The following is a 24,242-nucleotide window of genomic DNA, read 5'->3' on the forward strand; positions in this document are numbered from 1 at the left end:
GGGAGCCGCCCACCGGGTCGCCTCGGCTTCCGCTGAATCCCGGGCCCCGAACTACCCTTGCCCCCATGGCCCATGACCTCAGTGCCCTCAGCCCGGAGTACCTCGCCTTCTGGGGCGAGTACCTGATGCCGACGCTCACCACCCTGCGTACGGACGGGACCCCGCATGTGGTTCCCGTAGGCGTCACCTACGACGCCGGGCAGCGGATCGCGCGGATCATCACCCGCAAGGACAGCGCCAAGGTCAAGAACATCCTCGCCGCCGGGGCGGACGGCGCCACCGTCGCCGTGTGCCAGGTCGACAAGGGCCGCTGGGCGACCCTGGAGGGCATCGCGCGGGTGCGTACGGACACCGAGTCGGTGGCCGACGCGGTGGGCCGGTACGCCGAGCGCTACGGCCGGACGCCGGCGCCCAACCCCGATCGCATCATGATCGAGATCTCGGTGACCAAGGCGATGGGGCGGGCCTGAGGGCCGGCCCCCGCCGCCCCCACGTCCGCCGAGCCCACCGGCCCCCTGGCTGAAAACGGACCCTCCCGCTCCGCTGTACGCCGTCCACCTGGTACTCAAGAGCGACGGGAACCGAACAGCTCCGTGCAACGACGGACGGCATCGGGCCTGCCCCAGGCAAAAGACGGCAGCTGGAGGCCTCATGGCGTCGGCATGGCACATCGTGACGACCGTTCCGCGCCGTCCCTCCCCCGCCCGGCCGCACCCGCACGCCGAGCTCTGCCCGCGCTGCGGCGGCCAACTGGCGGTCAACCAGGACGGCTGGAAGATCTGCCACGCCTGCGGTTACGCTTCGCCGCCCGGTACAGCCCCTCCTCCACGAGGCACCCGCGGGGGTATCGTCGCCCCCACAGTCGCCACGCCCCGGAGGACACGATGAACTCGGTCCGAGTGACGGCGATCGCCTGCCTGATGCCGCTGTCCGAGCTGGACGAGGATCCGTTCCTGGTCGATGACCGCAGCCAGCACGACATGTGCACACAGTGGGCGGCAGCCCGTGACTACCACCTGACCTGCCGGCTCAGCCTGCACCACCTGCGCGCCGACCACGGCGCACTGTGGCGCGATGTCGAAGAGGGCCTGGTGGATGTGTTCGTGACGCCCAACCGCCGGGCGCTGGAGAACGCCATCGACGGCACCGCCGAGTTCACCGAGCGGTGCGCCGCTGCCGGGGTACGCCTGGAGACCGCCGACCTCGACGAGCCGGTCTACACCCTGGCGATGAGGTCACATGTGCACCGCAGGCTGTCGATGCCGACGGCGGGGTACAACGGCTGCTGAGCCGGAGCGGCCGCGGACGACGGACGCACGCAGGAGGGACTCCCGCGGCGGCGGCGCACACCGCTGACGCGACAAGGGCCGGGTTTCCCCGGCCCTTTGCCATGTCACGCGCCGGGTGCTCACGCCCCGGCCGGCCGGATCACTCCGACCGCTTGGGCCGCCACACCACCAGCGCGCTGGTCTGCTGCACATCCTGATACGGCACCAGATCACGCCGATAGGAGGCGTGCACCGCCGCCTCCCGCTGCTGCATCGTGCTGGCCGCGCCCTCCAGGGCGCCCTGCAGCTCGATGACCCGCTGCTGCAGGGCCGCGACCTGGTTCTCCAGCTCGATGATGCGCTTGATGCCGGCGAGGTTGATGCCCTCGTCCTGGGACAACTGCTGCACCGTACGGAGCAGTTCGATGTCCCGGGCCGAATAGCGGCGGCCCCGCCCGGCCGTGCGGTCGGGCGAGACCAGCCCCAGCCGGTCGTACTGACGAAGGGTCTGCGGATGCAGGCCGGAGAGCTGAGCCGCGACGGAGATGACATACACCGGCGACTCTTCGGTCAGTTCATAGGGGTTACGACGCTGCCCGCCCCGGCTGTCCATCTCAAGCTCCCTTCGCGGCCTGGAACAGCTCCGCCCGCGGGTCCGGGCCCGCGGTCGCCTCGCGATAGGACTCCAGCGACTCCTTCGCCTTGTCGCTGAGGTCACCGGGGACCAGCACCTCTATGGTGACCAGCAGATCACCTCGGGTGCCGTCCTTACGGGTCGCACCCTTGCCCCGGGCACGCATGGTGCGCCCGTTGGGGGTGCCGGCCGGCAGCTTCAGCGTCACCGGCGGACCGCCCAGCGTCGGCACCTTGATCTCGCCGCCCAGGGCGGCCTCCGGGAAGGTGACCGGCACCGAGACGGTGAGGTTGTCGCCCTTGCGGCCGAAGACCGGGTGGGCGTCGACATGCACGACCACGTACAGATCGCCGGCCGGACCGCCCTGCTCGCCCGGAGCGCCCTTGCCGCGCAGCCGGATGCGCTGCCCGTCCGAGACGCCCGCGGGGATACGGACCTGCATCGTGCGGGCACTGGTCGCGCGACCGCTGCCCTTGCAGACCTCGCAGGGGTCCTGGGCGATCAGGCCCCGGCCCTTGCAGTCGGCGCACGGGTCGGTGAGCGAGAAGCCGCCGCCCGCGCCCCGGCTGACCTGGCCGGTGCCGACACAGGTCGGGCAGACCCGGGGGGTCCCGTTCTTGTCGCCGGTGCCCGAGCACGCCTTGCACGGCGCCTGGCTGGACATCCGCAGCGGGACCGTGGCCCCGTCGACCGCCTCGGTGAAGCTGAGCGTCACCTCGGACTCGATGTCCTGGCCGCGGCGCGCGTGGGTACGCGTACCGGCGCCGCCGCGGTTGAACAGGCCGCCGAAGACGTCCCCGAGCCCGCCGCCGAAGCCCCCGCCCCCGCCACCCTGACCCTGCGTGCCCCCGAAGAGGTCGCCCAGGTCGAAGTTGAAGGAGCCGCCGCCGGCCGGACCCGGCCGGTAGCCGCCGTTGCCGAACAGCGTGCGCGCCTCGTCGTACTCCTTGCGGCGCTTGCTGTCGCCCAGGATGTCGTTGGCCTCAGAGATCTCCTTGAAGCGCTCCTCGGCCTTGGCGTCACCCTTGTTGGCGTCCGGGTGGAACTCGCGGGCGAGCTTGCGGTACGCCTTCTTGATCTCCGCTTCGGTGGCGTCCTTCGGGACGCCGAGGACCTTGTAGTAGTCCTTCTCGACGAAGTCCTTGGTGCTCATCCCCGACGTCCCTCCTTCCGCGCGGATTTCCTGTCTGCCCTCACGTCAGCCCTCGTCCGGGCCACCGTTCTCCTCGTCCGAAGCCTTGACGTCCTCGTCGGAGGGGGACTTGGCGCTCTGCGCGCCCGGCTGCGGCTCGGCGACGGCGACCCGCGCGGGGCGGATCGTTCGTTCACCGATGCGATACCCGGGCTGCAGGATCGCCACGCACGTCGTCTCGGTGACATCCGGTGCGTACGAATGCATCAGCGCCTCGTGGATCGTCGGGTCGAAGGGCTCGCCCTCCTTGCCGAACTGCTGCAGACCCAGCTTGGCGACCACGGTCTCCAGCGATTCGGCCACCGACTTGAAGCCGCCGACCAGTTCGCCGTGCTCACGGGCACGGCCGACGTCGTCGAGGGTGGGAAGGAGCTCGGACAGGAGGTTCGCCGCGGCGATCTCCTTGACCGTGACCCGGTCCCGTTCCACCCGACGGCGGTAGTTCTGGTACTCCGCCTGGAGCCGCTGGAGGTCCGTCGTGCGCTCGTTGAGCGCCGTACGTACCTGGTCCAGCTGCGCCTGGAGCGCTACGTCCGGTACGTCCCCGGCCGGGGCCGAGCCCGCCTTGTCGGCGGACTCGGCCTGCGCCGCGTCTTCGGGAGCGGCGTCGGAGGGGACGTCGGGCTTCTCGTCGAAGCCCGGGGTCTCCTCCGTCACGCGGCACCGTCCTTCTTGGGCTTCTCGTCGTCGACGATCTCGGCGTCCACGACGTCATCGGTGGCGTCCTGGGCCTGCTCACCGGCGGAGGCACCCTCGGCGGCCTGCGCACCCTGGGCGTCGGCGTACATGGCCTGGCCCAGCTTCTGGGAGACGGCCGCGACCTTCTCGGTGGCGGTGCGGATCTCGGCCGAGTCCTCGCCCTTGAGCTTCTCCTTCAGCTCGGTGACGGCTTCCTCGACCTCGGTCTTCACGTCGCCCGGAACCTTGTCCTCGTTGTCCTTGAGGAACTTCTCCGTCTGGTAGACGAGCTGCTCGCCCTGGTTACGGGACTCGGCGGCCTCGCGGCGGGCGTGGTCCTCGTCCGCGTACTTCTCGGCCTCCTGGCGCATCCGGTCGACCTCGTCCTTCGGCAGCGAGGAGCCGCCGGTGACGGTCATCTTCTGCTCCTTGCCCGTGCCCAGGTCCTTCGCGGTCACGTGCATGATGCCGTTGGCGTCGATGTCGAAGGAGACCTCGATCTGCGGGACGCCACGGGGCGCCGGCGGCAGACCGGTCAGCTCGAACATCCCGAGCTTCTTGTTGTACGCCGCGATCTCGCGCTCGCCCTGGTAGACCTGGATCTGCACGGACGGCTGGTTGTCCTCGGCCGTCGTGAAGATCTCGGAGCGCTTGGTCGGGATCGTGGTGTTGCGCTCGATGAGCTTGGTCATGATGCCGCCCTTGGTCTCGATACCGAGGGACAGCGGGGTGACGTCCAGCAGGAGGACGTCCTTGACCTCACCCTTGAGGACACCGGCCTGGAGGGTGGCGCCGATGGCGACGACCTCGTCCGGGTTGACGCCCTTGTTGGCGTCCTTGCCGCCGGTCAGCTCCTTGACGAGCTCGGCGACGGCCGGCATCCGGGTCGAGCCGCCGACCAGGACCACGTGGTCGATCTCGGACAGGTTGATACCCGCGTCCTTGATCACGTTGTGGAACGGCGTCTTGCAGCGGTCCAGGAGGTCCGAGGTGAGCTGCTGGAACTGCGAGCGCGTGAGCTTCTCGTCCAGGTGCAGCGGGCCCTCGGCGGAGGCGGTGATGTAGGGAAGGTTGATCGTCGTCTCGGTGGAGGACGACAGCTCGATCTTCGCCTTCTCGGCGGCCTCGCGCAGGCGCTGGAGCGCCATCTTGTCCTTGCCCAGGTCGACGCCGTGGCCGTTCTGGAACTGCTTGACCAGGTAGTCGACGACGCGCTGGTCCCAGTCGTCACCACCGAGGTGGTTGTCACCGTTGGTGGCCTTCACCTCGACGACGCCGTCGCCGATCTCCAGGAGCGAGACGTCGAAGGTGCCGCCACCGAGGTCGAAGACCAGAATGGTCTGGTCGTCCTTCTCCAGGCCGTAGGCCAGGGCGGCCGCGGTGGGCTCGTTGACGATACGCAGGACGTTGAGGCCCGCGATCTCACCGGCCTCCTTGGTGGCCTGGCGCTCGGAGTCGTTGAAGTAGGCCGGAACGGTGATGACCGCGTCGACGACCTTCTCGCCCAGATACGCCTCGGCGTCCCGCTTGAGCTTCTGCAGGATGAAGGCGCTCATCTGCTGCGGGTTGAAGCCCTTGCTGTCGATGTCGATCTTCCAGTCGGTGCCCATGTGGCGCTTGACCGACCGGATGGTCCTGTCGACGTTGGTGACCGCCTGGCGCTTCGCGACCTCGCCGACCAGCACCTCGCCGTTCTTGGCGAAGGCGACAACGGACGGCGTGGTCCTGGCGCCCTCGGCGTTGGTGATGACGGTGGGCTCACCGCCTTCGAGAACACTGACGACGGAGTTCGTCGTGCCCAGGTCGATGCCGACCGCACGTGCCATTTCAATTCCTCCAGCTGACTTGAGTGGAACAGGCTCAACAGTGCAGTACCGAAGAAATCCTGTCAACAGACCTGAGTCTAGTGCGCTCAAGTTTTATGTCGCGCTTACCGTCACCAGGGTTCCACCCCAAGACGCGGAGGGTCCAATCAGGGTTGCCTTCGCGACGCAGATCACCGGCCGGGCGGCTTCATGGCGCAGCTGAGAATGGGTAACCTCAGCGCAGACCCGAAAAGTTACCGCTTAGTAGTTCCGCTCAGATTTCCGCTCTCGCAGGTTCGAGGAGCCCCCAATGCAACTCGCCGCGATCATTGTGTCGCTGGTCCTAATCGCGGTCGGCGTCGCGCTGTTCGGCCGTGCCATCCTGCAGATCTACCGCTTCGTACGGCTAGGCCAGCCCGTACCGGCAGGTACCCGCACGGACGACCCCGCACAGCGCACCCTCACCGTCGCCAAGGAGTTCCTCGGCCACACGCGGATGAACCGCTGGGGCGTGGTCGGTGTGGCGCACTGGTTCGTGGCGGTGGGCTTCTTCTCGCTGCTGCTGACGATCGTCAACGCCATCGGCCAGCTCTTCCAGTCCGACTGGCTGATCCCGGTCATCGGCGACTGGCTGCCGTACGAGGTCTTCACCGAGTTCCTCGGCCTGACGACGACGCTGGGCATCGTGACCCTGATCGTCATCCGTCAGCTGAGCAAGCCCGGCAAGGCCGGCCGCAAGTCCCGCTTCGCCGGCTCCAACTTCGGCCAGGCGTACTTCGTCGAGGCCGTCATCCTCATCGTCGGCCTCTGCATCATGACGCTGCGCGCGCTGGAGGGTGTGCAGCACGGCGTCGACAGCTACGAGATCGGCTTCTTCGCCTCGTATCCGCTGATCGCGGCCTTCAAGGGACTCAGCCTCGGCACGATCCAGAACCTCACGTACCTCGTGGCGGGGATCAAGATCGCGACGTCCTTCATCTGGATGATCACGGTCGCGCTGAAGACGGACATGGGTGTCGCCTGGCACCGCTTCCTGGCCTTCCCCAACATCTGGTTCAAGCGTGAGGCGGACGGCGATGTGGCGCTCGGCGCGCTGCCGCCGATGACCAGCCGGGGCAAGCCGATCGACTTCGAGGACCCGAGCGAGGACGACCAGTTCGGCGTCTCCCAGATCGAGCACTTCTCCTGGAAGGGCCTGCTCGACTTCTCCACCTGTACCGAGTGCGGCCGCTGCCAGTCGCAGTGCCCCGCCTGGAACACCGGCAAGCCGCTGTCGCCGAAGCTGCTGATCATGGCGCTGCGCGACCACGCCCACGCCAAGGCGCCGTACCTGCTCGCGGGTGGCGGCAAGGACGAGGAGGGCAACGAGCAGGCGACCGCCGAGCAGCTCGCCGACGTCCCCGCGTCCGCGCTGGCCGAGGCCGAGCGCCCGCTGATCGGCACCCTCGAAGAGAACGGTGTCATCGACCCCGACGTCCTGTGGTCCTGCACCACCTGCGGCGCCTGCGTCGAGCAGTGCCCGGTCGACATCGAGCACATCGACCACATCGTCGACATGCGCCGCTACCAGGTGATGATCGAGTCCTCGTTCCCGTCCGAGGCGGGCACGATGCTCAAGAACCTGGAGAAGAAGGGCAACCCCTGGGGCCTGGCCAAGAAGCAGCGCCTGGCGTGGACCAAGGAGGTCGACTTCGAGATCCCGGTCGTCGGCAAGGACGTCGAGGACCTCACCGAGGTCGAATACCTCTACTGGGTCGGCTGCGCCGGTGCCCTGGAGGACCGCGCCAAGAAGACCACCAAGGCCTTCGCCGAGCTGCTGCACATCGCGGGCGTGAAGTTCGCGATCATGGGCGGCGACGAGGCCTGCACCGGTGACTCGGCCCGCCGGCTGGGCAACGAGTTCCTCTTCCAGCAGCTCGGCCAGCAGAACGTCGAGTCCCTGAACATGGCCTTCGGCGAGGACAGCGAGGACGAGTCGACGAAGAAGCCCAAGTCGTCGAAGAAGATCGTCGCGACCTGCCCGCACTGCTTCAACACGATCGCGAACGAGTACCCCCAGCTGGGCGGCGAGTTCGAGGTCATCCACCACACGCAGCTGCTGCAGCACCTCATCGACGAGGGCAAGCTCACCCCCGTCACCCCGGTCGAGGGTCTGATCACGTACCACGACCCCTGCTACCTGGGCCGCCACAACAAGGTCTACACACCGCCGCGCGAGATCATCGCCAAGGTGCCGGGCCTGCGGAGCGAGGAGATGCACCGCCACAAGGAGCGCGGCTTCTGCTGTGGCGCCGGCGGTGCCCGCATGTGGATGGAAGAGCGCATCGGCAAGCGCATCAACAACGAGCGCGTCGACGAGGCGCTGTCGCTGAACCCCGACATCGTGTCGACGGCCTGCCCCTTCTGTCTGGTCATGCTCACCGACTCGGTCAACGGCAAGAAGAACGACGGCAAGGCGAAGGAATCCATCCAGGTCGTCGACGTGGCCCAGCTGCTGCTGGACTCCGTCAGGACCCCCGTCGACCCGGCGGGCGACGAGGAGCCGGAGGACGCGCCGGAGCCGGAACCGGTGAAGTAACGGCGCGGGTACCCGCGTTGGCCGACGGCCGGTCCCCTGTTCGCACGGGGCCGGCCGTCGGCAGTTCCGGACCACCGGTGCGGGCGGGCATTGCGGGACGGCGGACCGCCCGGGAGCATCGGGGGCCGCGGACGACGACACGACAACAGCGGTGCGGGCGGGGTGGGGACGGGATGCGAAGACGGATCATCACGGCGGCAGGGCTCGGGCTGGCCCTCCTCCTCAGCTCCTGCGGCCTGCTCTCCCCCGCGGACGACGCGCGCCGCCCCGCACCGCACCGCGCTTCGTCGCTGCCCGCCGCGCGCCCCGTCCCGGCCGGCCAGGGCAGCGAAGCCGACGGCGACTTCAACGGTGACGGCCACCCCGATCTCGTCCTCGACAGCCTGCTCGCCCCCGCCCGCGGCCGTGACGACGACCCGGGCATCGGCATCCTCTACGGCTCCGCGCACGGACTCGCCCCGGCCGCCCGGGAGTTGCTCACCCCGGCCCGGAACGCCGCCCCCACCGGCACGGCCGTCCCCGCCGCCTTCGACGCCGAGACCGTCTGCGACCTCGACCGGGACGGCTTCAGCGATCTCGTCGTCACCACCGACCCGCCCTACGACGGCGTGGGCCCCCCGCCCGTCCCCGTACAGCTGCTCTTCGGCTCGCCCCGGGGCCTCGGCGCCGCCCGCGCCGTGAAACTCCGCATCCCCGACCGGGCGCGATTCGGCAACGAATGGCCCGACCAGCCGGTCTGCGGCGACTTCGACGGCGATGGCGCGCCCGACCTGGCCGTCACCGCCTCCGGCCCCCGGATCAGCTATCTGCGGGGCCCGTTCACCCGCACCGGCGCCCCCGAAGCGGCCGGCGCGCCCCTCAGTGTCCCCGGCACCGCCCTGGCCGCCGCCGCGCCCCTCGCGCCGGCTCCCGACGTCGACCACGACGGCGCCGACGACCTCCTGGTACGCGCCGCCGACCCCGGCCGCCGCGCCCGCAGCCGCCTCGCCCTCGGCGGCCCCCGCGGCCCGCTCCGCGCCGGCCCGGCCACCTACCCGGCCGGCTACGCCACGGCCTTCGGCCGCTTCGCCGCGGCCGGCCGGGGGGTGACCTCCGTCACCGCCGACACCGGCGGTCTGCTGTCCGTCGGCGGCCGCCCCGGCAGGATCCGTACGGGTACGGGCGGGGTCCCCACCCTCGCCGCCGCCGATGTGCAGCACGACGGATACCCGGACCTCGTCGTCGGCGGCACCCGCCCCGCCCTGCTGAGCGGCACCGCGCACGGGCTCTCCGCCACCGCCCACCGCCTCCCCGTGCCCCGTCTCCCCGGTGCCGGCCGCCCGCACTCCACGGTTCTCGCCCTCGCCGACTTCGACGGCGACCACCGCGCCGACCTCGTCCTCCTCACCCGGCGCGACCGCACCCACGACAGGGTGACGGTCCTGCCCGGCGGCCCGTCAGGCCTCGCCGCGCGGCCCGTCCTCTCCTTCACCACGGCGGACTTCAGCGCTTCCTGACGGTCCCCCAGCTGATTGTGGCCCGTGGCTAATACACTTGCCCGGCACCGGGACGCATCCGAGCATGACGCCATGAACACAGACACGGGCAGGGACACGGCTGACGATCCGAGCGCTGTGGCACGCCCCGACCCACGGGAGACGCCGCCCGCCCCGCCCGTCACGGTCCGGCTCGCGCTCCCCACCGACGCCCCCGCGATCGCCGCCGTCCACCAGGCGTCACGGCAGGCCACCATGCCCTACCTGCCGCCCCAGCGCCGTACCCACGCCGAGGTCACCCGCTGGATCCGGGAGATCGTGCTGCCGCAGTGTCACACCGTCGTCGCCGCCCGTGGCCCGGAGCTCCTGGGCTACGCGGCCGTACAGGGCGAGCTGCTCGACCAGCTCTACCTCCGTCCCGATGTCCGGCGCGCCGGCATCGGCACCCTGCTCCTCGCCGCGGCGCGGCGGCACCGCCCCGAGGGCCTGTCCCTGCACGTCTTCCAACTCAACGCCGATGCCCGGGCGTTCTACGCCCACCACGGTTTCCGGGTCGTGGCCATCAACGACGGCAACGCCAACATGGAGAACCTGCCGGAGCTCACCCTCCGCTGGACCCCGCCCCCGGGCACCCGGTTCCCTCCGGGAACCCCCTAGGGGATGTCACAGGTCAGATGCAAACCCGGGCCCGATCCCCCTGCTCCGCCACCGAATCCACGCGGACCAGGTACTTTCGAGTACGTGGCTGGATTCAGGATGGGTCGCGGACGGGATGCCCGCCCCGCGCAGAACGGACAGCAGGGGCACCAGGGGCAGCAGGCGCCGTACGGGCAGCAAGGGCCGTACGGGCAGCAGCCCCCGCCACCGCATGGGCAATGGCAGCAGGCACCGCAGCAGGCACCGCGGCAGGCCCCGCAGCAGTACGGCGGCGTGCCGCAGGGGCAGCCGCAGCCGCACGGGCAGCACGGCGAGCCCGAGTACTTCGGCGACGGTGGCTACCCACCCCAGCAGCAGTCCTACGCGCCGTACGCGAACGACAACAACCCTGGTCACACCCAGCAGTTCAGCGTCGGCGACACCCCGGACGCCTACGACGCGCCCCAGGGCCGGTACGACGACCCCGACGGTGCGTACGCGTCCGGCGGCACCTACCGCGCCGGCCAGACATCCGCACCGCCGGCCGGCCCACGGCTGCACTGGAAGCAGCTGCTGTCCGGCATCGTGCTGCGCCCCGATGCCACCTTCTGGCAGATGCGTGACCACTCGGTGTGGGCCCCGGCGCTGATCGTCACCTTCGTCTACGGCCTGCTCGCGGTCTTCGGCTTCGACAAGGCCCGCGAGGATGTGCTGAACGCCACCCTCTCCAACAGCATCCCGTGGGTGCTGATCACCGCTGTGATGTTCATCATCGGCAGCCTGATCCTGGGCACGGTCACCCACACCCTGGCCCGCCAGCTCGGCGGCGACGGCGCCTGGCAGCCGACCATCGGCCTGGCCATGCTGATCATGACGATCTCGGACGCCCCCCGGCTGCTCTTCGCAATGTTCCTCGGCGGCGACAGCACCCTGGTCCAGGTCCTGGGCTGGCTGACCTGGCTCGCCACCGGCTATCTGCTGACCTCCATGGTCAGCAAGTCGCACGACCTGCCGTGGCCCAAGGCCCTCGGCGCCTCCGCGATCCAGTTGGTCGCGCTGCTCGCCCTGCTGAAGCTCGGCACCCTGTAAGGCCACACCGGCCACGGCAAGGGGTCCGCCCGGAGCACAGTCTCCGGGCGGGCCCCTCGCCGTAGTGGCGAGCCCAGCACCCCGCGGACACGGGCCCAGGCCCGTCCGATGGATCAGGGCCTAGGCGAACCGCTGCCCCGCCGACCCGTCGCACTCCTGCAGCCGCAGCGGCTCCTTCGCCGCCCCCAGTGCCAGACACAGCGACTGTGCGGCGGCGGGCCGGACCGTGCCGCCGTCGGCCCGTACGAACTGCTGGTTGGCCGCGCCCGAGCAGTTCCACAGCACCAGCCCGGCCCCGGCCCGGTACCCCGCGCCCGGCACATCCAGGCACCGGTCCTGGGTCAGCCCCACGTGCACCGACCGCTGATCGCCGTCATACCACCAGTCCTGGTTGCGCCGGCCGTTGCAGTCCCAGCCGCCGACCACCGTCCCGTTACGGCTGGATCCGCCGGTCGCGTCCACACAACTCCCCGTACCGGCGTTCTTCAGCGGCCGGTACGCCTCGTCCCAGGCCCCCGCGTACAGCTTCGGCTGCCCGGTGCTCGCCGGATCGGCGCAGGACGCCTCGCGCAGCCCCGACGCGTACAGCTGGGTGAGGCAGGACGCGAACGCGCGGTGCCCGCGGGCGTTGGGATGGAACGACTGCCGCACGGAGTTCGAGTCCGGCGGGACGGGGTTGGAGAGATTCACATACAGCCCGCGGGCCCAGGTGTCCTCCATGCACACCTCGTGCCCATGGAACAGCCGCGACGCGTCGAGGTAGGTCGCCCCCGCGTCCCGCGCGGCCTTCCGCACACCCCGCTCGAAGGCCGGCACGGCGGCATTGCGCCCCCAGCCCGCGTCGGAGGTGTAGCCCGTGCAGCCGCCCAGCAGCTTCCCCGGGAAGTGCGGGTTGTCCTCCACATCCGGCCCGATCGGACTCGGATACGACATCACCACGAGCCGGTAGTCGCCGTCCGCGTACCCCGCGTCCCGCATCACGGTCCGCAGATCGCCGGCCGTCCGCTCGATCTTCGGCCCCAGCCCGTCGACCCGCGCCTGCCAGCCCGGCTGGTACTTCGGCTCGCAGGTGCCCTGCAGCAGGAACCAGCGCACCACACAGTCCGTCATCACCGAGCCGAACTGCAGGTCGTCATTGGCGCCGGCCACCAGCAGCACCATCTTCAGCCGGGTGTTACGGGCCGCGATGGCGAGACTGTCGCTCTGCACCAGCTCATCGGCGTACTGCTTGCTGCCGCCGATCACGATATTGCCGCTGTACGCCCCCGAGCAGGCCGCGTTGTACGTCACGTCCGCCGCGATACCGGTCCGGTGGATCGCCGAGTCCGGCGACCGGTGGCACCAATTGTTCGGGCCGTCCGTGCCGGGCTCATACGTCCCGACGCCCTCCCCCGAGATCTCACTGTCCCCCAGCGAGATCAACGAGGTCTTCCGCTCCCCGAGGGGCCGCTCGGCCGGATCCCCGTAGAGCTTCGCCGCCTCCTGCGCCCGGATCTTCTCCAGCTCGGGCGCCAGCGGCTTGGCGGCCGCGGCCCCGGCCGGCGTCGGGCGCGATGCGGTGCCGGTGGCGGCACTCGCCCCGCCCGCCGCCACGGAGAACACCACGGTCAACGCCGCGGCCGAGATCGCCACGACACCTCTCAGCCGCCGCCCGCCCCCCGCCCGCGCCCGGTACCGCGTATGTGCCCCTGCTCCCGTACGCCACCCACGTAACGCCCACTGCCCGCGTCTCGCACGCACCATGGGGACTCCCCTCCGGTCTGCTGTTACCGCGGGTTGTACTCGCAGGTAGACAGCGGCGGAACACCCGGAACGGGATTGGCCGAAACCGGCGCAGGGGAAACCGCCGGACCGCCAACTCCCTTACCCGGGACGGCGATCGGCGCTCAGCCCGTCACCTCAGGCGTCGAGGATCTGCCCCTCGCGCCGCACCACCGGCGGGTGGACGCTCCACGGGAAGTTGATCCAGTCGTCCGTGCGCTTCCACACGTACTCGCACTTCACCAGCGACTGCGACTTCTCATAGATCACCGCGCTGCGGACCTCCGCCACGGTCCCCTTGCAGAAGTCGTGCACCAGCTTCAGCGTCTTGCCGGTGTCCGCGACATCATCGGCGATCAGCACCTTCTTCTCCGAGAAGTCGATCGCATTCGGCACCGGCGCCAGCATGACCGGCATCTCCAGGGTGGTCCCCACCCCGGTGTAGAACTCCACGTTCACCAGGTGGATGTTCTTGCAGTCCAGCGCGTACGCCAGACCCCCCGCGACGAAGACGCCGCCACGGGCGATCGACAGCACGACATCGGGCTCGTACCCGTCGTCGGCAATCGTCTGCGCCAGCTCGCGGATCGCCCCACCGAACCGCTCGTACGTCAGGTTCTCCCGCACGTCACTCACGTATCTCTCTCAGACCTTCTGTGTCCACACGCTCTGCCATGCGCCCGCCCTGTCGGGCGCGCCCCCCGCACCGAAGCGGCTGCGTCATACCTGCGTCCGGTGAAAGTTCTTGAACGACCGGGACGGCGTCGGACCGCGCTGCCCCTGGTAGCGGGAGCCGTACTTCTCACTCCCGTACGGGTGCTCGGCCGGCGAGGTCAGCCGGAACATGCACAGCTGCCCGATCTTCATCCCCGGCCACAGCTTGATCGGCAGCGTGGCGACATTGCTCAGCTCCAGCGTCACGTGCCCGCTGAACCCCGGGTCGATGAACCCGGCGGTCGAGTGCGTCAGCAGCCCCAGCCGTCCCAGCGAGCTCTTGCCCTCGAGCCGGGAAGCCAGGTCGTCCGGCAGCGTGATGACCTCGTACGTCGAGGCGAGCACGAACTCGCCCGGGTGCAGGATGAACGCCTCATCGCCCTCGGGCACGACCTCACGGGTCAGATCGGACTGCTCGACGGCGGGGTCGATGTGCGGGTAGCGGTGGTTCTCGAACACCCGGAAATAGCGGTCGAGCCGCACGTCGATGCTGGACGGCTGCACCATCGACTCTTCGTAGGGGTCGATGCGTACCCGACCGGCATCGATCTCGGCCCGGATGTCCTTGTCTGAGAGAAGCACGCAGATGAGGATACGCGCCCGCACCGCCCCCGCCGCACGACGAGGGGCCCGGCCCCCACCGGGGGAGCCGGGCCCTGCCACTCCTCGCTCCTACTGCTTGTCGCGACGTCTCTTACTGCGTATCGCTACGTCTCTTACTGGGTATCGCTACGTCTCTTGATCGCTACCGCTTGGCGTGCTCGACGGGCACCGAGTGCCGCAGCCGCGCACAGCGCGGGCAGCGCAACAGCCGTCCGGGACCGAGCCGGTCGGTGGTCTGCATCGGGAACGAAGCGGTGCTGAACACGTGGCCCTCGGCACAACGTACGACGGTGCGCTCCATCAAGTCCCTCTCCCAACTGCGTGGACAACAAAAGCCACATTAGGGGATGAACTGGGCGCCACCACAAGCGGCACTCCGACGCCCCACCGTACGCCTCAACTCCCGCGCCCCGCACCCGCATCCCACCCCGCGAACCCCACGCAACCCGCACCCCCGACACCCCGGCCCACACCCCGACCGAACGCCCGCCACACCCCGTCCGAGCACGCCAAATGCACCGCGAGGCGGCGATGGGGTAGAGTGTGCGACGATGTTCCGCCCTCGATCAGAGGCGGGATTACGCGGGTGTAGTTTAATGGTAGAACATGAGCTTCCCAAGCTCAGAGCGCGGGTTCGATTCCCGTCACCCGCTCCATAGTTGAGGCCCAGGTCAGCGACCTGGGCCTTCTTTGTTGTCTAGACCGCGCTAAGCGTCGCGCACCAGATCCGCACCAGAAGGCTTCTGAGCGGGCTTGTCGCGGGCGGCCCGCACGAGGGCGTCCAGCCCACTCGCGACTTCCTGTTGCCGCTCAAGATCCGAGTGCTGGTAGATCAACGCGGCCTTCTCCGACGACTGGCCGGCGCGGACCATCGTGTCCTTGAGCGTCGCTCCGGACCGCGTCGCCAGGGTGTGACCGGTGTGACGAAGGTCGTAGAAGCGGAAGCCTTCCGGCATGCCGACGAGCTCGCGAGCCTTGCGCCATTTCCGCCCGAAGGAGGACCGCCGGAACGGCTTGCCCTTCTCCCCCACGAACAGCAGTCCGTCCGGGTCCTTCTCCGCATACCAGTCGAGGTGACGTCGGAGGTCGGTCCGGAGGAAGGCCGGCAGAACCACAAGTCGCTTGCCCGCGTCCGACTTGGTGTCGCCAGGAGCACGACGGCCGGTCGTCAGCTCGGGGGCGGCCATGCGGACGCGGATGGTCATCGCGTCCAGGTCCACGTCCTTACGGCGCAGCTCGGCCTGTTCCTCCGGTCGCATGGGACCGTACGCACCGAGGAAGACCATCAGCCGCCAGCGAGGCCCGAGGGCGTTGGCGAGCGCGTCGACCTGGTCGACGGTGGCGATCTGGCGTTCGGCGGAGGACTCCTTTCCGGCGCCCCTGATGCGGCAGGGGTTGCGGCGGATCAGCTCGTCGTCGACCGCGGTTTCCAGGATGGCCTTGAGCAGTCGATAGGACTTGGCCACGGTCGTGGCGGCCCCGGTGGTCGACAGCCGCTCGGTTCGCCAGGTGCGGACACAGGGTGCGGTGATCTCGTCGAGGTCCAGGCCCTCGAAGGTAGGCAGGATGTGCAGGCGTAGGAGTCGGCGGTACAGCTCGTCAGTGGTGGCGGAGAGACCGCGCTCATCCACCCACTGGAGTGCGTACTCCTTGAAGTTCACCGCACCGGCGTCCGGGTCCTGCCAGTCGCCGCGCGTGAGATCCGCCTCGATCTGTGAGAGCCAGACCTCGGCATCCTTCTTGGTCTCGAAAGTCTCCGGTGTGCGGAACTCCTGACCATCCGGTCCCAGGTAGCTCGCGGTCCAGCGGCCGGACCGGTACTGACGCACCGAGCCGAAGCGCCGACGAGTGCCCTTGGCGTTCCCCATCAGGCGGCCCTCCCGAGACGTGAGCGACGACGGATGGGCTGAACCGTTTGGCCCTCGATGTACGCCACCAGGACGCTCTCCTTGATGCGCACGTGGCTTCCGACCTTGATGAAGGCGATCCGACGCTCGGCGATGAGGCGGCGGGGGAAGCGTGCGGTGGTGCCGAGGCGTTCGGCGGCTTGGTCGACGGTGAGCAGGAGATCAGTCACGCTCGTTCCCCTTCCTGAGCGAGGGCTTCCCGGGCGGTCTCGCGGTTGAGTTGGAGGTCGCGGGCGATGGTGTCGGCGAGGGCGGATTCGCCGGGGGTGTGGCCGTGGCCGACGTATTGCCAGTCGGTCAGGACGAGGACGGTGTCCGGCTCCGGGGGTTCGAGGCCGAGGGCTTCGCGTTCCTGGGCGGCGCGGAAGTCGGCGCGGGCCGCGCGCAGCTCGCCGAGGGTGATTGAGTAGCGGCGGGACTTGGAGGAGAAGTGGCCGCGGAAGCCGAGCATGTGGGCCCAGGCCCAGAGGCGGCGGTCCGGGTAGAGCGGGTCCAGGGCTTTGCACGCGGTGATCAGGCGGCGGGTGTGTTCGGGGACGTGGTGGCGGTCCAGCTCGGCGAGTTCGCCGATGCGGCGGTCGAGGGTGCCGGTGGTCTCGGCGGCCTTGGTCGCGTACTTCGCCACGTAGGAGGCCACCGCCTGTTCGGTGATGTCGGAGCCGTCGCCGAAGGCCTTGACCGGCCGCACGTCCAACTGCGTGCCCCAGCGGAAGGTTCGGGCGGGTTGGTCCCCGGCTGCTGGGGCCGTGACCGAGGTGTAGGAGTGTGCGGCGGCGGCGTGGATTGCATCGGTCAGTAGGTCGACGCTTGCCCAGGACGGCGGCGGTGTTCTGGGACCGTCCGGTCCGTCGATGCGGATCACCGAGTGGAAGTGGAAGGCGCCGCGCTTCTGGAACTCGGCGACCTTGCCGTAAGAGACGCGGGCGGATTCCTTGAGGTCGCGTTGGGTGAGGCCGGCGCGGGCGGCCAGTTCGCGGCGGAGTCGGGTGGTGAATCGTTGCCAGAGGTCTCCCGCGTGGTTGTTGAACAGGACGGCGGCGGCGTAGTCGTACGTCTCGGGGTCCAGGGCGGTGCCGAGTGCCGGATCGTCCGTGCGGTGTTGTGTGCCGCAGCGGCAGGCGCCTCGGTCAGGCCGGTTGTGCACGGGGCCGAAGGAAGGTGCGGTGAGGGTGGTGAAGACGCGGGGGTGGTCTCGGACGGTGGCGGGGAGGCCGCGGCGGTCGTCTCCGGCCAGGCCGGCGCGGATGAGGTGGTAGGTGTCTCCGGCGTAGGTCCAGGCGCAGGCGGGGCAGCGGGAGGCGCGGCGGTTGCCGCAGGCGAGGCGGAGTCGTCCGCCAGGTTCGGACGCGGTCGAGTAGTGGTGCAGGGTCTCGCCCGACGTGCGGTCCTTGGAGAGGGTCCAGCCGGTGAGGTGGACCGGGTCGGAGCAGCCGCCGGTGCGGTGGATCTGGTCTGCCCAGCGGTCGTAGTCGGGGGCCGAAGCCACCCTCAGCAGGTCGCCGAGGGTGGTCGGGTCGAGGAGCGTGTCAGGCACGGGCGACCTCCCGTGTACGGGACGGGCGGGCGGCGGTGCGGTCGGTCATGATGGGGCTTCCTTCCGGATCTGTGGTTCGGACGGAGCACGGCTCCCGGGCGGCGGAGACTTGGCGGTTGAGGCCGCCCGGGGCCGGTCAGCGGTGCGTGCGCTCGGAGGCGAGCAGCGAGCGGAGGACGACCGCGCAGACGGCGACGGACACCCCGCTGATGGCGACCGCGAGGAGCATCGAGACCAGGACGGCGCCGACGATCAGGACCACGGCCGTGCCGCCGCCGACGAGGGCGAGAGCGGTGCCGGGCGTGAGTTGAACCGCGGGGCGGGTCGAGGACTGGGCGACCGGGGCCGGCGGCGGGGTGTGCCGCACGGTGGCGGTCGGTTCGACGGAGGACGGGGTGACGAGTCCGGTGGGCGCCGGGTTGGTCGGGATCTTGGGACGGAACATTGGTGGATCTCCCTTCCGCGGGCGTTACTTGACGGCCATGTCGATGGCGGAGGCCAGGAAGCTGTCGGCGAGGAGGTAGCCGCCGAGGAGGAACACGGCCACGAGCCACCAGGGCGGGCGGATGAGCTTGATACCGAGGTATCCGACGGCGATCAGGGCGAGCCAGAGCGGGACGTCCATGGGGGCCTCCTCAGCCGGTCAGCGGACGGTGCAGCGGTGGGTGCGGGCGGCGAGCTGGGCGGCCGAGCGGCTGGAGAAGTCGGCGGACCAGCCGCAGCGGTCGGCGGTGCAGACGGCGGCGTGCTTGGTGCGGCCGTGGCGGTCGCGGTAGGTGCCGATCTGGACGGGGCCGATCCGCATGACGGAGTGGAAGTGGTCGCGGGCGGGCATGGTGGTTCTCCTTGCTGGTCAAGTGAGTTGGGCGGCGATGGAGTCCGCGAGCTGAGGCGGGACGCCGAGGCGGGCCCGCAGGGTGTCGGTGTCGATCTGGTCTCCGGTCCGGGCGCGGTGCTCGTCGGCGACCTTGCGGGCGTGGGCGACGAGCGCGGCCGGGACGGGCGCAGGTGCGGGTGCAGGCCGGGGCGGTTCGGCGGGTGGCTCGGCCGCGGGGAGGTCGGCGACCTCCAACTCGGGCGGTTCGGCCGGAGATTCAACTGTCGGGACCGGAGCAGGTATGGGAGCGGGTGCCGGAGCCATGTCGGCCAACGGGTTGGTGTCGGCGGCTTCGACCACACCCCGCGTATGAGCCAGCAGGGTCCCGCCAAGGAAGGCGAGTGCGGGCCATCCGGCGATGCCGAAGCGGAGCCAGGCGGGCGGGTGCCGGAGGTCGAGGAATCCTGCGGTCGCGACGTTGGCGCCGAGCGAGGCCACCAGGGCGATCAGGAACCAGCACCAGGCGAGCCGGGACGGGCCGTCGTTGCGGAGTCGCCGCCAGGCCGCGACCAGCAGCAGGTCGACGCTGACGGGGTAGGCCCACGCCTTCCAGCCGTCCTGCCCGGCAGCAGCGGCCAGGTCGTGGAGGTGGGCGAAGGAGAGCGCTCCGGCGATGACGGCTTGTACGAGAACGGGGTCCGGGCGGATGCGTCCCATGTCGGTTCTCCTTCCGGGATCTGGCATGGAGGGGGTAGGGACTTGGCGCGTCGAGGTGGCGCCGACCTTGGAAGGGAGGGTCAGGCAGTCGCGGAGGACGCCTTGGCGAGCCGCACGGCAGTCGAGGCCGACGGGGCGACGGCGGGCCGGAAGGGCGCGAGCGCGGGCAGGTCCGGCGTCCGGTCGGCGTACTTGTTGCAGAGGTTCACTGCTTCGCGCAGCGAGGTGTGCGGGGCGCGGATGCGTGACCAGCCACCGGTCGAGTCACCGGCTACCGCGACGCCGGGCACATCTGCGGGTATCTGGATGGCGGCCAGCACGGCGTCCGGGGAGATGTCGCCGAAGGCCATGTTGGCACTGGTCTCATCGTTGACGCGGTGCACAGTACGGCCGGTGAGCTGGGCCCGGAGCATCGTGATGCCCTTGCCGAGTTCGGAGCCGAAGCGCTGACCGCAGATCTCCAGGTAGATGCCGGCGGCACGGCCGAGCTGGGCCAGCCGGACGAGCGCGGTGATGATCCGGTCCCGGCGCTTCTCCTCGTCCTTGGAGGCGAAGAGGGCGAGTTCGGACACTTCGTCCACCAGGACCACGACGGGCGTGGGACGCAGGTCCTCGGCCAGGTCCCAGATGTCGGCGGCGATCTCCGCGTCCGGGACGTTCACGCTGATGCGCTGTTCCTCGCGGACGAGTTGGTAGACGTACTCCATGTGCGAGACCAGGGCTTCGAGCAGATCGAGCGCGGTGTCCTGGTTGTCGGCGAGGGCGGAGAAGCGGCGGGCCAGCGGGAACAGCTCGACGCCTTGCTTGCAGTCGATGCCGACGAGCGCGACGTCCTGGGCGGCGAGGCCGGCCACCAGATTGCGCTGGTAGACGGACTTGCCCGACTCGGTGGCCCCGATCGTGAGTCCGTGCGGGACGATCCGGAAATCGCGGTAGTGGACCGCCCCGTCCTCGCGCAGCGCGACGGGCACACGCATCGGAGTGCGGTCGATCTTGGCGGGCATCTGCACGCGCTTGAGCACGTCGTAGCCCGTCATCCGCAGTTCGACGACCCCGGAGCGGATCTCCCGGGCGGTGACGCCGTACATCCCGAAGGAGTGCCGCAGCCGATCGGTGGCGGCGGAGACATCGAATGCGTCCTGGCCGGGCCGGAGTTTGAGCCGCAGGACGAGCCCGGTACGGGTCGGCCGGAGGCGGAGGATGCGTGGGGCGCGCGACTCCGGGGCCGGGCGGTCGGTCATGCGGGCGAGCGCGAGTCGCCAGCGCGAGGGCGGGACGGTCAGGCCGCAGGCGTCCATGACCGAGGCATACCGGGCTAACACCCGCAGCGCGGCGAGGACGACCCCGAAGGTCATCCAGTACCAGGCGGGGCGCCGCCACCGCAGCACGAGAGCGGTGGCGACGACCAGCAGCAGTACGAGCGAGAGGCGGGCCATGATCAGGCCGCCTCAGCCTGCGAGCCACCGGCGGCGAGCGAGGTGACCGCCACGGCGCGGAACGCGATGCCGTGCCGCTTCTGCCCGTTGAACTCGTTCTCCCACGGCCGGGCGATCAGGCCGGTCAGCGCCACCGGGGTGCCCATGCCCAGCTCACCGGAGACCCCGCTCTCGGGGACGGTGACGGACAGGATCTCCACCGCGTCGTTGGCGGCGAACATCACGTCCACGGTCATCAGCTTCGCCCCGGTCTCGACGTCGAGGGCGACCTCACCGGTACGGCGGTCCTTGACCTTGATCTGCGGCTGCTTCGCGACCATCACGGTCGCGGCGGAGGTGTCGACGGGGATCTGGCGCACTATGGATCACTCCTCTATAGATGCTGAACTCCGTCACTCATGTACATGAGTGACATGAAGAAGAGTGCCCGACTCCTGTACATGAGTCAACCCGCCTCGACGAAGAAGTCGGGGCGGGCTGAGGAGAGTTGAGCGGGAGTCAGTCCGTAGCGGGGATGCGGTAGCTGAAAACGAACTGGTCAGCGGCCATGAGTGTGTCGCAGACCTCCACCACGCGGCCCTCCGTCGTCAGCGCCTCACGGACGAGATGCACGACGGGGGCACCAGGGCTGAGCGCCAACTCGGACGCTTCAGCCTTGGAGGCCGGCCGAGCCTGCAACGTCTCGACGAACTCAGCGAACTCATGCCCGTGGTCTTCGAGTCGGGCGTAAATGCCGCCACCGCCGGGATTCTCGGCAAAGAGTTCGGGGATGTCCTTCACGACATCCCAGGGCAGGTACGAGCTGGCCGTCTCGACCGGAGTGCCGTTACGGAAGTAGAGCCGCCGGCGGGCGAGAACCTGAGCGCCGGGCTCGACTCCGAGGCGTTCGGCCACGTCCTCCGGTACCTCCATGGGCCCGATGTACAGAACACTGACCTTGGCCGTGGCTCCCGACTGCGCCGACTCCGCCAGATACGCGGCCTTGCCGCCCTGCCGGTGCGAGCGTCGGAAGCGGTCGGAGGAGCGGTGCCGCACGGGCGGTCGGTCCTTCACGATCGAGCCCTTGCCATGGCGGGTCTCCACCAGGCCGCTCGCACGGACCTCCACCATCGCCTTGCGGATCGTGCCGCCCGCGACGCCGTAGCGCTCGACCAGCTCGGATTCACTCGGCACCATCTCGCCGGGCTTGAGGACCCCGGCCCTGATCTGCTGCACGAGGTCGTCAGCGATCTGCACGTATCGAGGTACGGCCTTACCCCCTCCTACCGCGGTTCCCATAGCTCTTCGCATCCTCCTATGCTCCTGTACATGAGTAACAGCGCCGCCGAAGCCCAGTCAACGCCACTGCACTCCGTGTCCGTGGCCGGAGTCGTGGTCCGCGAGGACGGCAAGCTCCTGACAATCCGGCGGGCCGACAACGGCGCTTGGGAACTCCCAGGTGGCGTGCTCGAACTCGACGAGGCCCCGGAGGCCGGCGTACGACGCGAGGTCTGGGAAGAGACGGGCATCCACGTCGAGGTGGACGAGCTCACCGGGGTCTACAAGAACACGACCCGAGGCATCGTCGCCCTGGTCTTCCGCTGCAAGCCGGTCGGAGGTGAGGAGCGGACCTCCGGCGAGTCGACGGCGGTCACCTGGTTCACGCCCGAGGAGGTGGCGGAGTCCATGTCCGAGGTCTACTCGATCCGGCTCCTGGACGCCCTGGACGGAGCGGGCCCTCACGTACGAAGCCACGACGGCAAGCGGCTGACGCCGACGCGATAAAACTTTCCCTACTTCATCAAGGCTCGCTCCGCTCGCTACCCGGCCCCGAGGTAGGGGCACTTCAGGAGCACACCACACGTTGGCGCAGGAGCGCTGACGTTCCCGGCCTCCTGAAACTGCAAGCAGTCAGATCACAGATCAGAGGTGCCGCGCACAGCGCGGCGGCGCCGGCCGTCGCCGCCGCACGGCTCCCTCCTCGTCTTCGCCGCCGGGGCCGCGCGGCGTCGACGCCCGCGCCCACAAGGGGCGAAAGACCAGGCCGGGGGTGGGGGCGGTCGGCTCCACGGCTTTACCCACCTCCCCGGTTCGGGCCCCGCGTCGAGCAAGACCAGGGGGCCACTCGTTCAAATTCCGGGCAGCTCACAAGCCTGCCCGAGTTGCCGGCAAGCGTACGGCCCCCTGATCATGCTCGACCCCAAACCGGGCAGGCCACCGGCCAAAGCCGCGCAGCCGTCCTCAGGTCGGTTTCGATTCACTAGCACCGGTGAACGAGTGAAGTAGCGATGTCGCGATGAGGCCGAGACCTTTGGCCATACGGACAGGGACCGCGTTACCGATCTGCCGCTCGATTGACCCGTAATTCCCTAGGAATTTATACCGGACGGGGAAAGTTTGAAATGCAGCCGCCTCACGCAGCGTGAGACCGCGATTCTCAGTTGGATGCACGAATGTCCCGCAGGCGGGAGTGGTGCATCTCGTCGTCATTGTTGGCGCTGGCTCATTCAGCTTAACTCGGCCGTATGAAGATGCCGCAGAGCGATTCGATAGCTTTTTATGACAAGCAAGCTGATGCTCTTCGGGGAGATCGAACCTATTCCCTCCGATGGGAATCGAAGCGAGCCGCCCAATTACTTCGGGCGTGCTTTTCCTGTAGACATCCAATGGATCCCAGGTCCGTCGATAGCGAGCCAGCCTTTCAAGCGCCTTACCTGCGGTTTTATTGACGCTTCCGAAGCGCGGCGGCAGCAATTCGAGGAGGCTTGTAAATTCTGCTATCCCGTCCCCGCGCACACCAAAAAGAATGAACCTTTTTCGCTTTTGCGGCACTCCGAATAAAGTGGCGTCAGTGACGGAGGATGAAAACTTGTAGCCCACCTTGGCTAGCCTGTCCAGCAAATCACCCATTCGGCGATCCCTCTGGAGGCCGGGGACATTTTCCAGCAAGACCAATTTCGGTAGAAGGCTTTCTACGAATCTGGCCACATCTAGGACCAAATCATTTCTACTCTCGTCGATCTCACCTTTTGCGAGAGTTGAGTACCCCTGACACGGAGGGCACGCCTTCAGGAGATCGAGGTCTCCCTGTTTCAAATTCACTGCCTGCATCATCCTCTCAGGCGTGACGTTTCGAATATCTTCACTGAAGAGGAAGACTCTGGGGTGATTTGCGCGGTAGGTTTCCGCAGCTTCAATATCGTTCTCAACGGCCGCGAGTACGCGGAAGCCGGCATCCCGAAGGCCCCGCGTAGCACCTCCGGCCCCAGCGAAGAGGTCGACGGCACTGTAGCTAGACATGACCGCGATCTTAACCCGCCACGGGGTAAAGAACTAGACGGCCTAGCGCCCCTCCTGATCGTGCATCAGACTGAGGTCGGCAACCCTGATGTGCATCAATGGTGGTTGCCCGGAGAGCG

Annotated in this window: 26 protein-coding genes and 1 tRNA gene; 8 read left to right on the forward strand and 19 right to left on the reverse strand. The window is 69.1% G+C overall.

Annotation, left to right across the window (positions count from 1 at the left end; all coding sequences use genetic code 11):
• The first annotated feature begins 65 nt into the window (after window positions 1-65).
• The gene (locus tag ACWGI6_RS09590) at window positions 66-470 is read left to right on the forward strand and encodes a pyridoxamine 5'-phosphate oxidase family protein (protein WP_453266957.1); all 405 of its coding nucleotides are present in this window, start codon (window positions 66-68) and stop codon (window positions 468-470) included.
• 414 nt (window positions 471-884) lie between these two features.
• Window positions 885-1,289, forward strand: coding sequence for a hypothetical protein (locus ACWGI6_RS09595; protein ID WP_453266958.1), 405 nt, complete (start codon window positions 885-887; stop codon window positions 1,287-1,289).
• A 139-nt stretch (window positions 1,290-1,428) separates the two neighbouring features.
• Here the strand turns inward: ACWGI6_RS09595 and ACWGI6_RS09600 are convergent, their stop codons facing one another.
• Genes ACWGI6_RS09600 through dnaK form a run of 4 tightly spaced genes read right to left on the reverse strand, consistent with a single transcriptional unit; the run spans window position 1,429 to window position 5,598 of the window.
• Window positions 1,429-1,881 (reverse strand): heat shock protein transcriptional repressor HspR, encoded by a 453-nt coding sequence (locus ACWGI6_RS09600; protein WP_393909429.1) that lies wholly within the window; start codon window positions 1,879-1,881, stop codon window positions 1,429-1,431.
• A 1-nt stretch (window position 1,882) separates the two neighbouring features.
• The gene (gene dnaJ, locus ACWGI6_RS09605; protein ID WP_453266959.1) at window positions 1,883-3,055 is read right to left on the reverse strand and encodes a molecular chaperone DnaJ; all 1,173 of its coding nucleotides are present in this window, start codon (window positions 3,053-3,055) and stop codon (window positions 1,883-1,885) included.
• Between the two features lie 45 nt (window positions 3,056-3,100).
• Window positions 3,101-3,751: a nucleotide exchange factor GrpE gene (gene grpE, locus ACWGI6_RS09610; RefSeq protein ID WP_453266960.1), complete on the reverse strand. Its 651-nt coding sequence runs from the start codon at window positions 3,749-3,751 to the stop codon at window positions 3,101-3,103.
• Window positions 3,748-5,598 carry a molecular chaperone DnaK gene (gene dnaK / locus ACWGI6_RS09615; RefSeq protein WP_453266961.1) on the reverse strand — a complete coding sequence of 617 codons (1,851 nt, stop codon included), beginning with the start codon at window positions 5,596-5,598 and terminating at the stop codon, window positions 3,748-3,750. The genes grpE and dnaK overlap by 4 nt, the downstream gene beginning before the upstream one ends.
• Window positions 5,599-5,887: 289 nt before the next feature.
• On the opposite strand from dnaK, the gene ACWGI6_RS09620 reads away from it, so the two are divergent.
• From ACWGI6_RS09620 to ACWGI6_RS09635, 4 genes are all read left to right on the forward strand, one after another.
• Entirely contained in the window at window positions 5,888-8,155 is a 2,268-nt protein-coding gene (locus ACWGI6_RS09620; RefSeq protein ID WP_453266962.1) for a heterodisulfide reductase-related iron-sulfur binding cluster, read from the forward strand.
• Between the two features lie 173 nt (window positions 8,156-8,328).
• Window positions 8,329-9,651 carry an FG-GAP repeat domain-containing protein gene (locus ACWGI6_RS09625; RefSeq protein WP_453266963.1) on the forward strand — a complete coding sequence of 441 codons (1,323 nt, stop codon included), beginning with the start codon at window positions 8,329-8,331 and terminating at the stop codon, window positions 9,649-9,651.
• 72 nt (window positions 9,652-9,723) lie between these two features.
• A complete protein-coding gene (locus ACWGI6_RS09630) occupies window positions 9,724-10,287 on the forward strand; it encodes an N-acetyltransferase family protein (RefSeq protein ID WP_453266964.1) in 564 nt (187 codons plus the stop codon).
• 99 nt (window positions 10,288-10,386) lie between these two features.
• The gene (locus ACWGI6_RS09635; RefSeq protein WP_453267006.1) at window positions 10,387-11,355 is read left to right on the forward strand and encodes a Yip1 family protein; all 969 of its coding nucleotides are present in this window, start codon (window positions 10,387-10,389) and stop codon (window positions 11,353-11,355) included.
• Between the two features lie 120 nt (window positions 11,356-11,475).
• On the opposite strand, the gene ACWGI6_RS09640 is transcribed toward ACWGI6_RS09635, so the two are convergent.
• From ACWGI6_RS09640 to ACWGI6_RS09655, 4 genes are all read right to left on the reverse strand, one after another.
• Window positions 11,476-12,987 (reverse strand): ricin-type beta-trefoil lectin domain protein, encoded by a 1,512-nt coding sequence (locus tag ACWGI6_RS09640; protein WP_453266965.1) that lies wholly within the window; start codon window positions 12,985-12,987, stop codon window positions 11,476-11,478.
• A gap of 267 nt (window positions 12,988-13,254) precedes the next feature.
• Entirely contained in the window at window positions 13,255-13,752 is a 498-nt protein-coding gene (locus ACWGI6_RS09645; RefSeq protein ID WP_393909437.1) for a phosphoribosyltransferase, read from the reverse strand.
• An 84-nt stretch (window positions 13,753-13,836) separates the two neighbouring features.
• Complete coding sequence (gene dcd, locus ACWGI6_RS09650; RefSeq protein ID WP_453266966.1) at window positions 13,837-14,412, reverse strand: dCTP deaminase; 576 nt, start codon at window positions 14,410-14,412, stop codon at window positions 13,837-13,839.
• A 163-nt stretch (window positions 14,413-14,575) separates the two neighbouring features.
• A complete protein-coding gene (locus ACWGI6_RS09655; RefSeq protein WP_267908576.1) occupies window positions 14,576-14,698 on the reverse strand; it encodes a hypothetical protein in 123 nt (40 codons plus the stop codon).
• A 317-nt stretch (window positions 14,699-15,015) separates the two neighbouring features.
• Here ACWGI6_RS09655 and ACWGI6_RS09660 point away from each other — a divergent pair.
• Window positions 15,016-15,089: transfer RNA gene (locus tag ACWGI6_RS09660), tRNA-Gly, on the forward strand.
• Between the two features lie 51 nt (window positions 15,090-15,140).
• On the opposite strand, the gene ACWGI6_RS09665 is transcribed toward ACWGI6_RS09660, so the two are convergent.
• The 10 genes from ACWGI6_RS09665 to ACWGI6_RS09710 all read right to left on the reverse strand — a co-directional run bounded on the left by ACWGI6_RS09665 (window position 15,141) and on the right by ACWGI6_RS09710 (window position 22,122).
• The gene (locus tag ACWGI6_RS09665; RefSeq protein WP_453266967.1) at window positions 15,141-16,301 is read right to left on the reverse strand and encodes a tyrosine-type recombinase/integrase; all 1,161 of its coding nucleotides are present in this window, start codon (window positions 16,299-16,301) and stop codon (window positions 15,141-15,143) included.
• A complete protein-coding gene (locus ACWGI6_RS09670) occupies window positions 16,301-16,510 on the reverse strand; it encodes an excisionase family DNA-binding protein (RefSeq protein WP_453266968.1) in 210 nt (69 codons plus the stop codon). The genes ACWGI6_RS09665 and ACWGI6_RS09670 overlap by 1 nt, the downstream gene beginning before the upstream one ends.
• On the reverse strand, window positions 16,507-17,874 hold the full coding sequence (repSA, locus tag ACWGI6_RS09675; RefSeq protein ID WP_453266969.1) for a replication initiator protein RepSA: 1,368 nt from the start codon (window positions 17,872-17,874) through the stop codon (window positions 16,507-16,509). Before repSA ends, ACWGI6_RS09670 begins: the two co-directional genes overlap by 4 nt.
• 136 nt (window positions 17,875-18,010) lie before the next feature.
• A complete protein-coding gene (locus ACWGI6_RS09680; protein WP_453266970.1) occupies window positions 18,011-18,319 on the reverse strand; it encodes a SpdD-like protein in 309 nt (102 codons plus the stop codon).
• Between the two features lie 24 nt (window positions 18,320-18,343).
• Window positions 18,344-18,499: a hypothetical protein gene (locus tag ACWGI6_RS09685; RefSeq protein ID WP_453266971.1), complete on the reverse strand. Its 156-nt coding sequence runs from the start codon at window positions 18,497-18,499 to the stop codon at window positions 18,344-18,346.
• Window positions 18,500-18,517: 18 nt separating this feature from the next.
• The gene (locus tag ACWGI6_RS09690) at window positions 18,518-18,709 is read right to left on the reverse strand and encodes a mobile element transfer protein (RefSeq protein ID WP_018092383.1); all 192 of its coding nucleotides are present in this window, start codon (window positions 18,707-18,709) and stop codon (window positions 18,518-18,520) included.
• A gap of 18 nt (window positions 18,710-18,727) precedes the next feature.
• Window positions 18,728-19,408 (reverse strand): DUF2637 domain-containing protein, encoded by a 681-nt coding sequence (locus ACWGI6_RS09695; protein WP_453266972.1) that lies wholly within the window; start codon window positions 19,406-19,408, stop codon window positions 18,728-18,730.
• 80 nt (window positions 19,409-19,488) lie between these two features.
• Window positions 19,489-20,844: an FtsK/SpoIIIE domain-containing protein gene (locus tag ACWGI6_RS09700; protein ID WP_453266973.1), complete on the reverse strand. Its 1,356-nt coding sequence runs from the start codon at window positions 20,842-20,844 to the stop codon at window positions 19,489-19,491.
• Between the two features lie 2 nt (window positions 20,845-20,846).
• On the reverse strand, window positions 20,847-21,203 hold the full coding sequence (locus ACWGI6_RS09705) for an SCO3933 family regulatory protein (RefSeq protein WP_030988949.1): 357 nt from the start codon (window positions 21,201-21,203) through the stop codon (window positions 20,847-20,849).
• A 139-nt stretch (window positions 21,204-21,342) separates the two neighbouring features.
• The gene (locus ACWGI6_RS09710) at window positions 21,343-22,122 is read right to left on the reverse strand and encodes a GntR family transcriptional regulator (RefSeq protein ID WP_453266974.1); all 780 of its coding nucleotides are present in this window, start codon (window positions 22,120-22,122) and stop codon (window positions 21,343-21,345) included.
• Window positions 22,123-22,140: 18 nt separating this feature from the next.
• Between ACWGI6_RS09710 and ACWGI6_RS09715 the strand changes: the two genes are divergently transcribed.
• Window positions 22,141-22,608: an NUDIX hydrolase gene (locus tag ACWGI6_RS09715; protein ID WP_453266975.1), complete on the forward strand. Its 468-nt coding sequence runs from the start codon at window positions 22,141-22,143 to the stop codon at window positions 22,606-22,608.
• Window positions 22,609-23,064: 456 nt separating this feature from the next.
• On the opposite strand, the gene ACWGI6_RS09720 is transcribed toward ACWGI6_RS09715, so the two are convergent.
• Window positions 23,065-24,123: a DNA cytosine methyltransferase gene (locus ACWGI6_RS09720; protein WP_453266976.1), complete on the reverse strand. Its 1,059-nt coding sequence runs from the start codon at window positions 24,121-24,123 to the stop codon at window positions 23,065-23,067.
• Window positions 24,124-24,242 lie beyond the last annotated feature (119 nt).

The organism is Streptomyces sp. NPDC054786 (genome assembly GCF_053611685.1).

Bases quoted from the DNA above. Each gene is read 5' to 3' on its own strand.
- ACWGI6_RS09590 (WP_453266957.1), top strand. From the start codon at position 66: ATGGCCCATGACCTCAGTGCCCTCAGCCCGGAGTACCTCGCCTTCTGG.
- ACWGI6_RS09595 (WP_453266958.1), top strand. From the start codon at position 885: ATGAACTCGGTCCGAGTGACGGCGATCGCCTGCCTGATGCCGCTGTCC.
- ACWGI6_RS09600 (WP_393909429.1), bottom strand. From the start codon at position 1,881: ATGGACAGCCGGGGCGGGCAGCGTCGTAACCCCTATGAACTGACCGAA.
- dnaJ (WP_453266959.1), bottom strand. From the start codon at position 3,055: ATGAGCACCAAGGACTTCGTCGAGAAGGACTACTACAAGGTCCTCGGC.
- dnaK (WP_453266961.1), bottom strand. From the start codon at position 5,598: ATGGCACGTGCGGTCGGCATCGACCTGGGCACGACGAACTCCGTCGTC.
- ACWGI6_RS09620 (WP_453266962.1), top strand. From the start codon at position 5,888: ATGCAACTCGCCGCGATCATTGTGTCGCTGGTCCTAATCGCGGTCGGC.
- ACWGI6_RS09625 (WP_453266963.1), top strand. From the start codon at position 8,329: ATGCGAAGACGGATCATCACGGCGGCAGGGCTCGGGCTGGCCCTCCTC.
- ACWGI6_RS09630 (WP_453266964.1), top strand. From the start codon at position 9,724: ATGAACACAGACACGGGCAGGGACACGGCTGACGATCCGAGCGCTGTG.
- ACWGI6_RS09635 (WP_453267006.1), top strand. From the start codon at position 10,387: ATGGGTCGCGGACGGGATGCCCGCCCCGCGCAGAACGGACAGCAGGGG.
- ACWGI6_RS09665 (WP_453266967.1), bottom strand. From the start codon at position 16,301: ATGGGGAACGCCAAGGGCACTCGTCGGCGCTTCGGCTCGGTGCGTCAG.
- ACWGI6_RS09680 (WP_453266970.1), bottom strand. From the start codon at position 18,319: ATGTTCCGTCCCAAGATCCCGACCAACCCGGCGCCCACCGGACTCGTC.
- ACWGI6_RS09685 (WP_453266971.1), bottom strand. From the start codon at position 18,499: ATGGACGTCCCGCTCTGGCTCGCCCTGATCGCCGTCGGATACCTCGGT.
- ACWGI6_RS09690 (WP_018092383.1), bottom strand. From the start codon at position 18,709: ATGCCCGCCCGCGACCACTTCCACTCCGTCATGCGGATCGGCCCCGTC.
- ACWGI6_RS09695 (WP_453266972.1), bottom strand. From the start codon at position 19,408: ATGGGACGCATCCGCCCGGACCCCGTTCTCGTACAAGCCGTCATCGCC.
- ACWGI6_RS09700 (WP_453266973.1), bottom strand. From the start codon at position 20,844: ATGGCCCGCCTCTCGCTCGTACTGCTGCTGGTCGTCGCCACCGCTCTC.
- ACWGI6_RS09710 (WP_453266974.1), bottom strand. From the start codon at position 22,122: ATGGGAACCGCGGTAGGAGGGGGTAAGGCCGTACCTCGATACGTGCAG.
- ACWGI6_RS09715 (WP_453266975.1), top strand. From the start codon at position 22,141: ATGCTCCTGTACATGAGTAACAGCGCCGCCGAAGCCCAGTCAACGCCA.
- ACWGI6_RS09720 (WP_453266976.1), bottom strand. From the start codon at position 24,123: ATGTCTAGCTACAGTGCCGTCGACCTCTTCGCTGGGGCCGGAGGTGCT.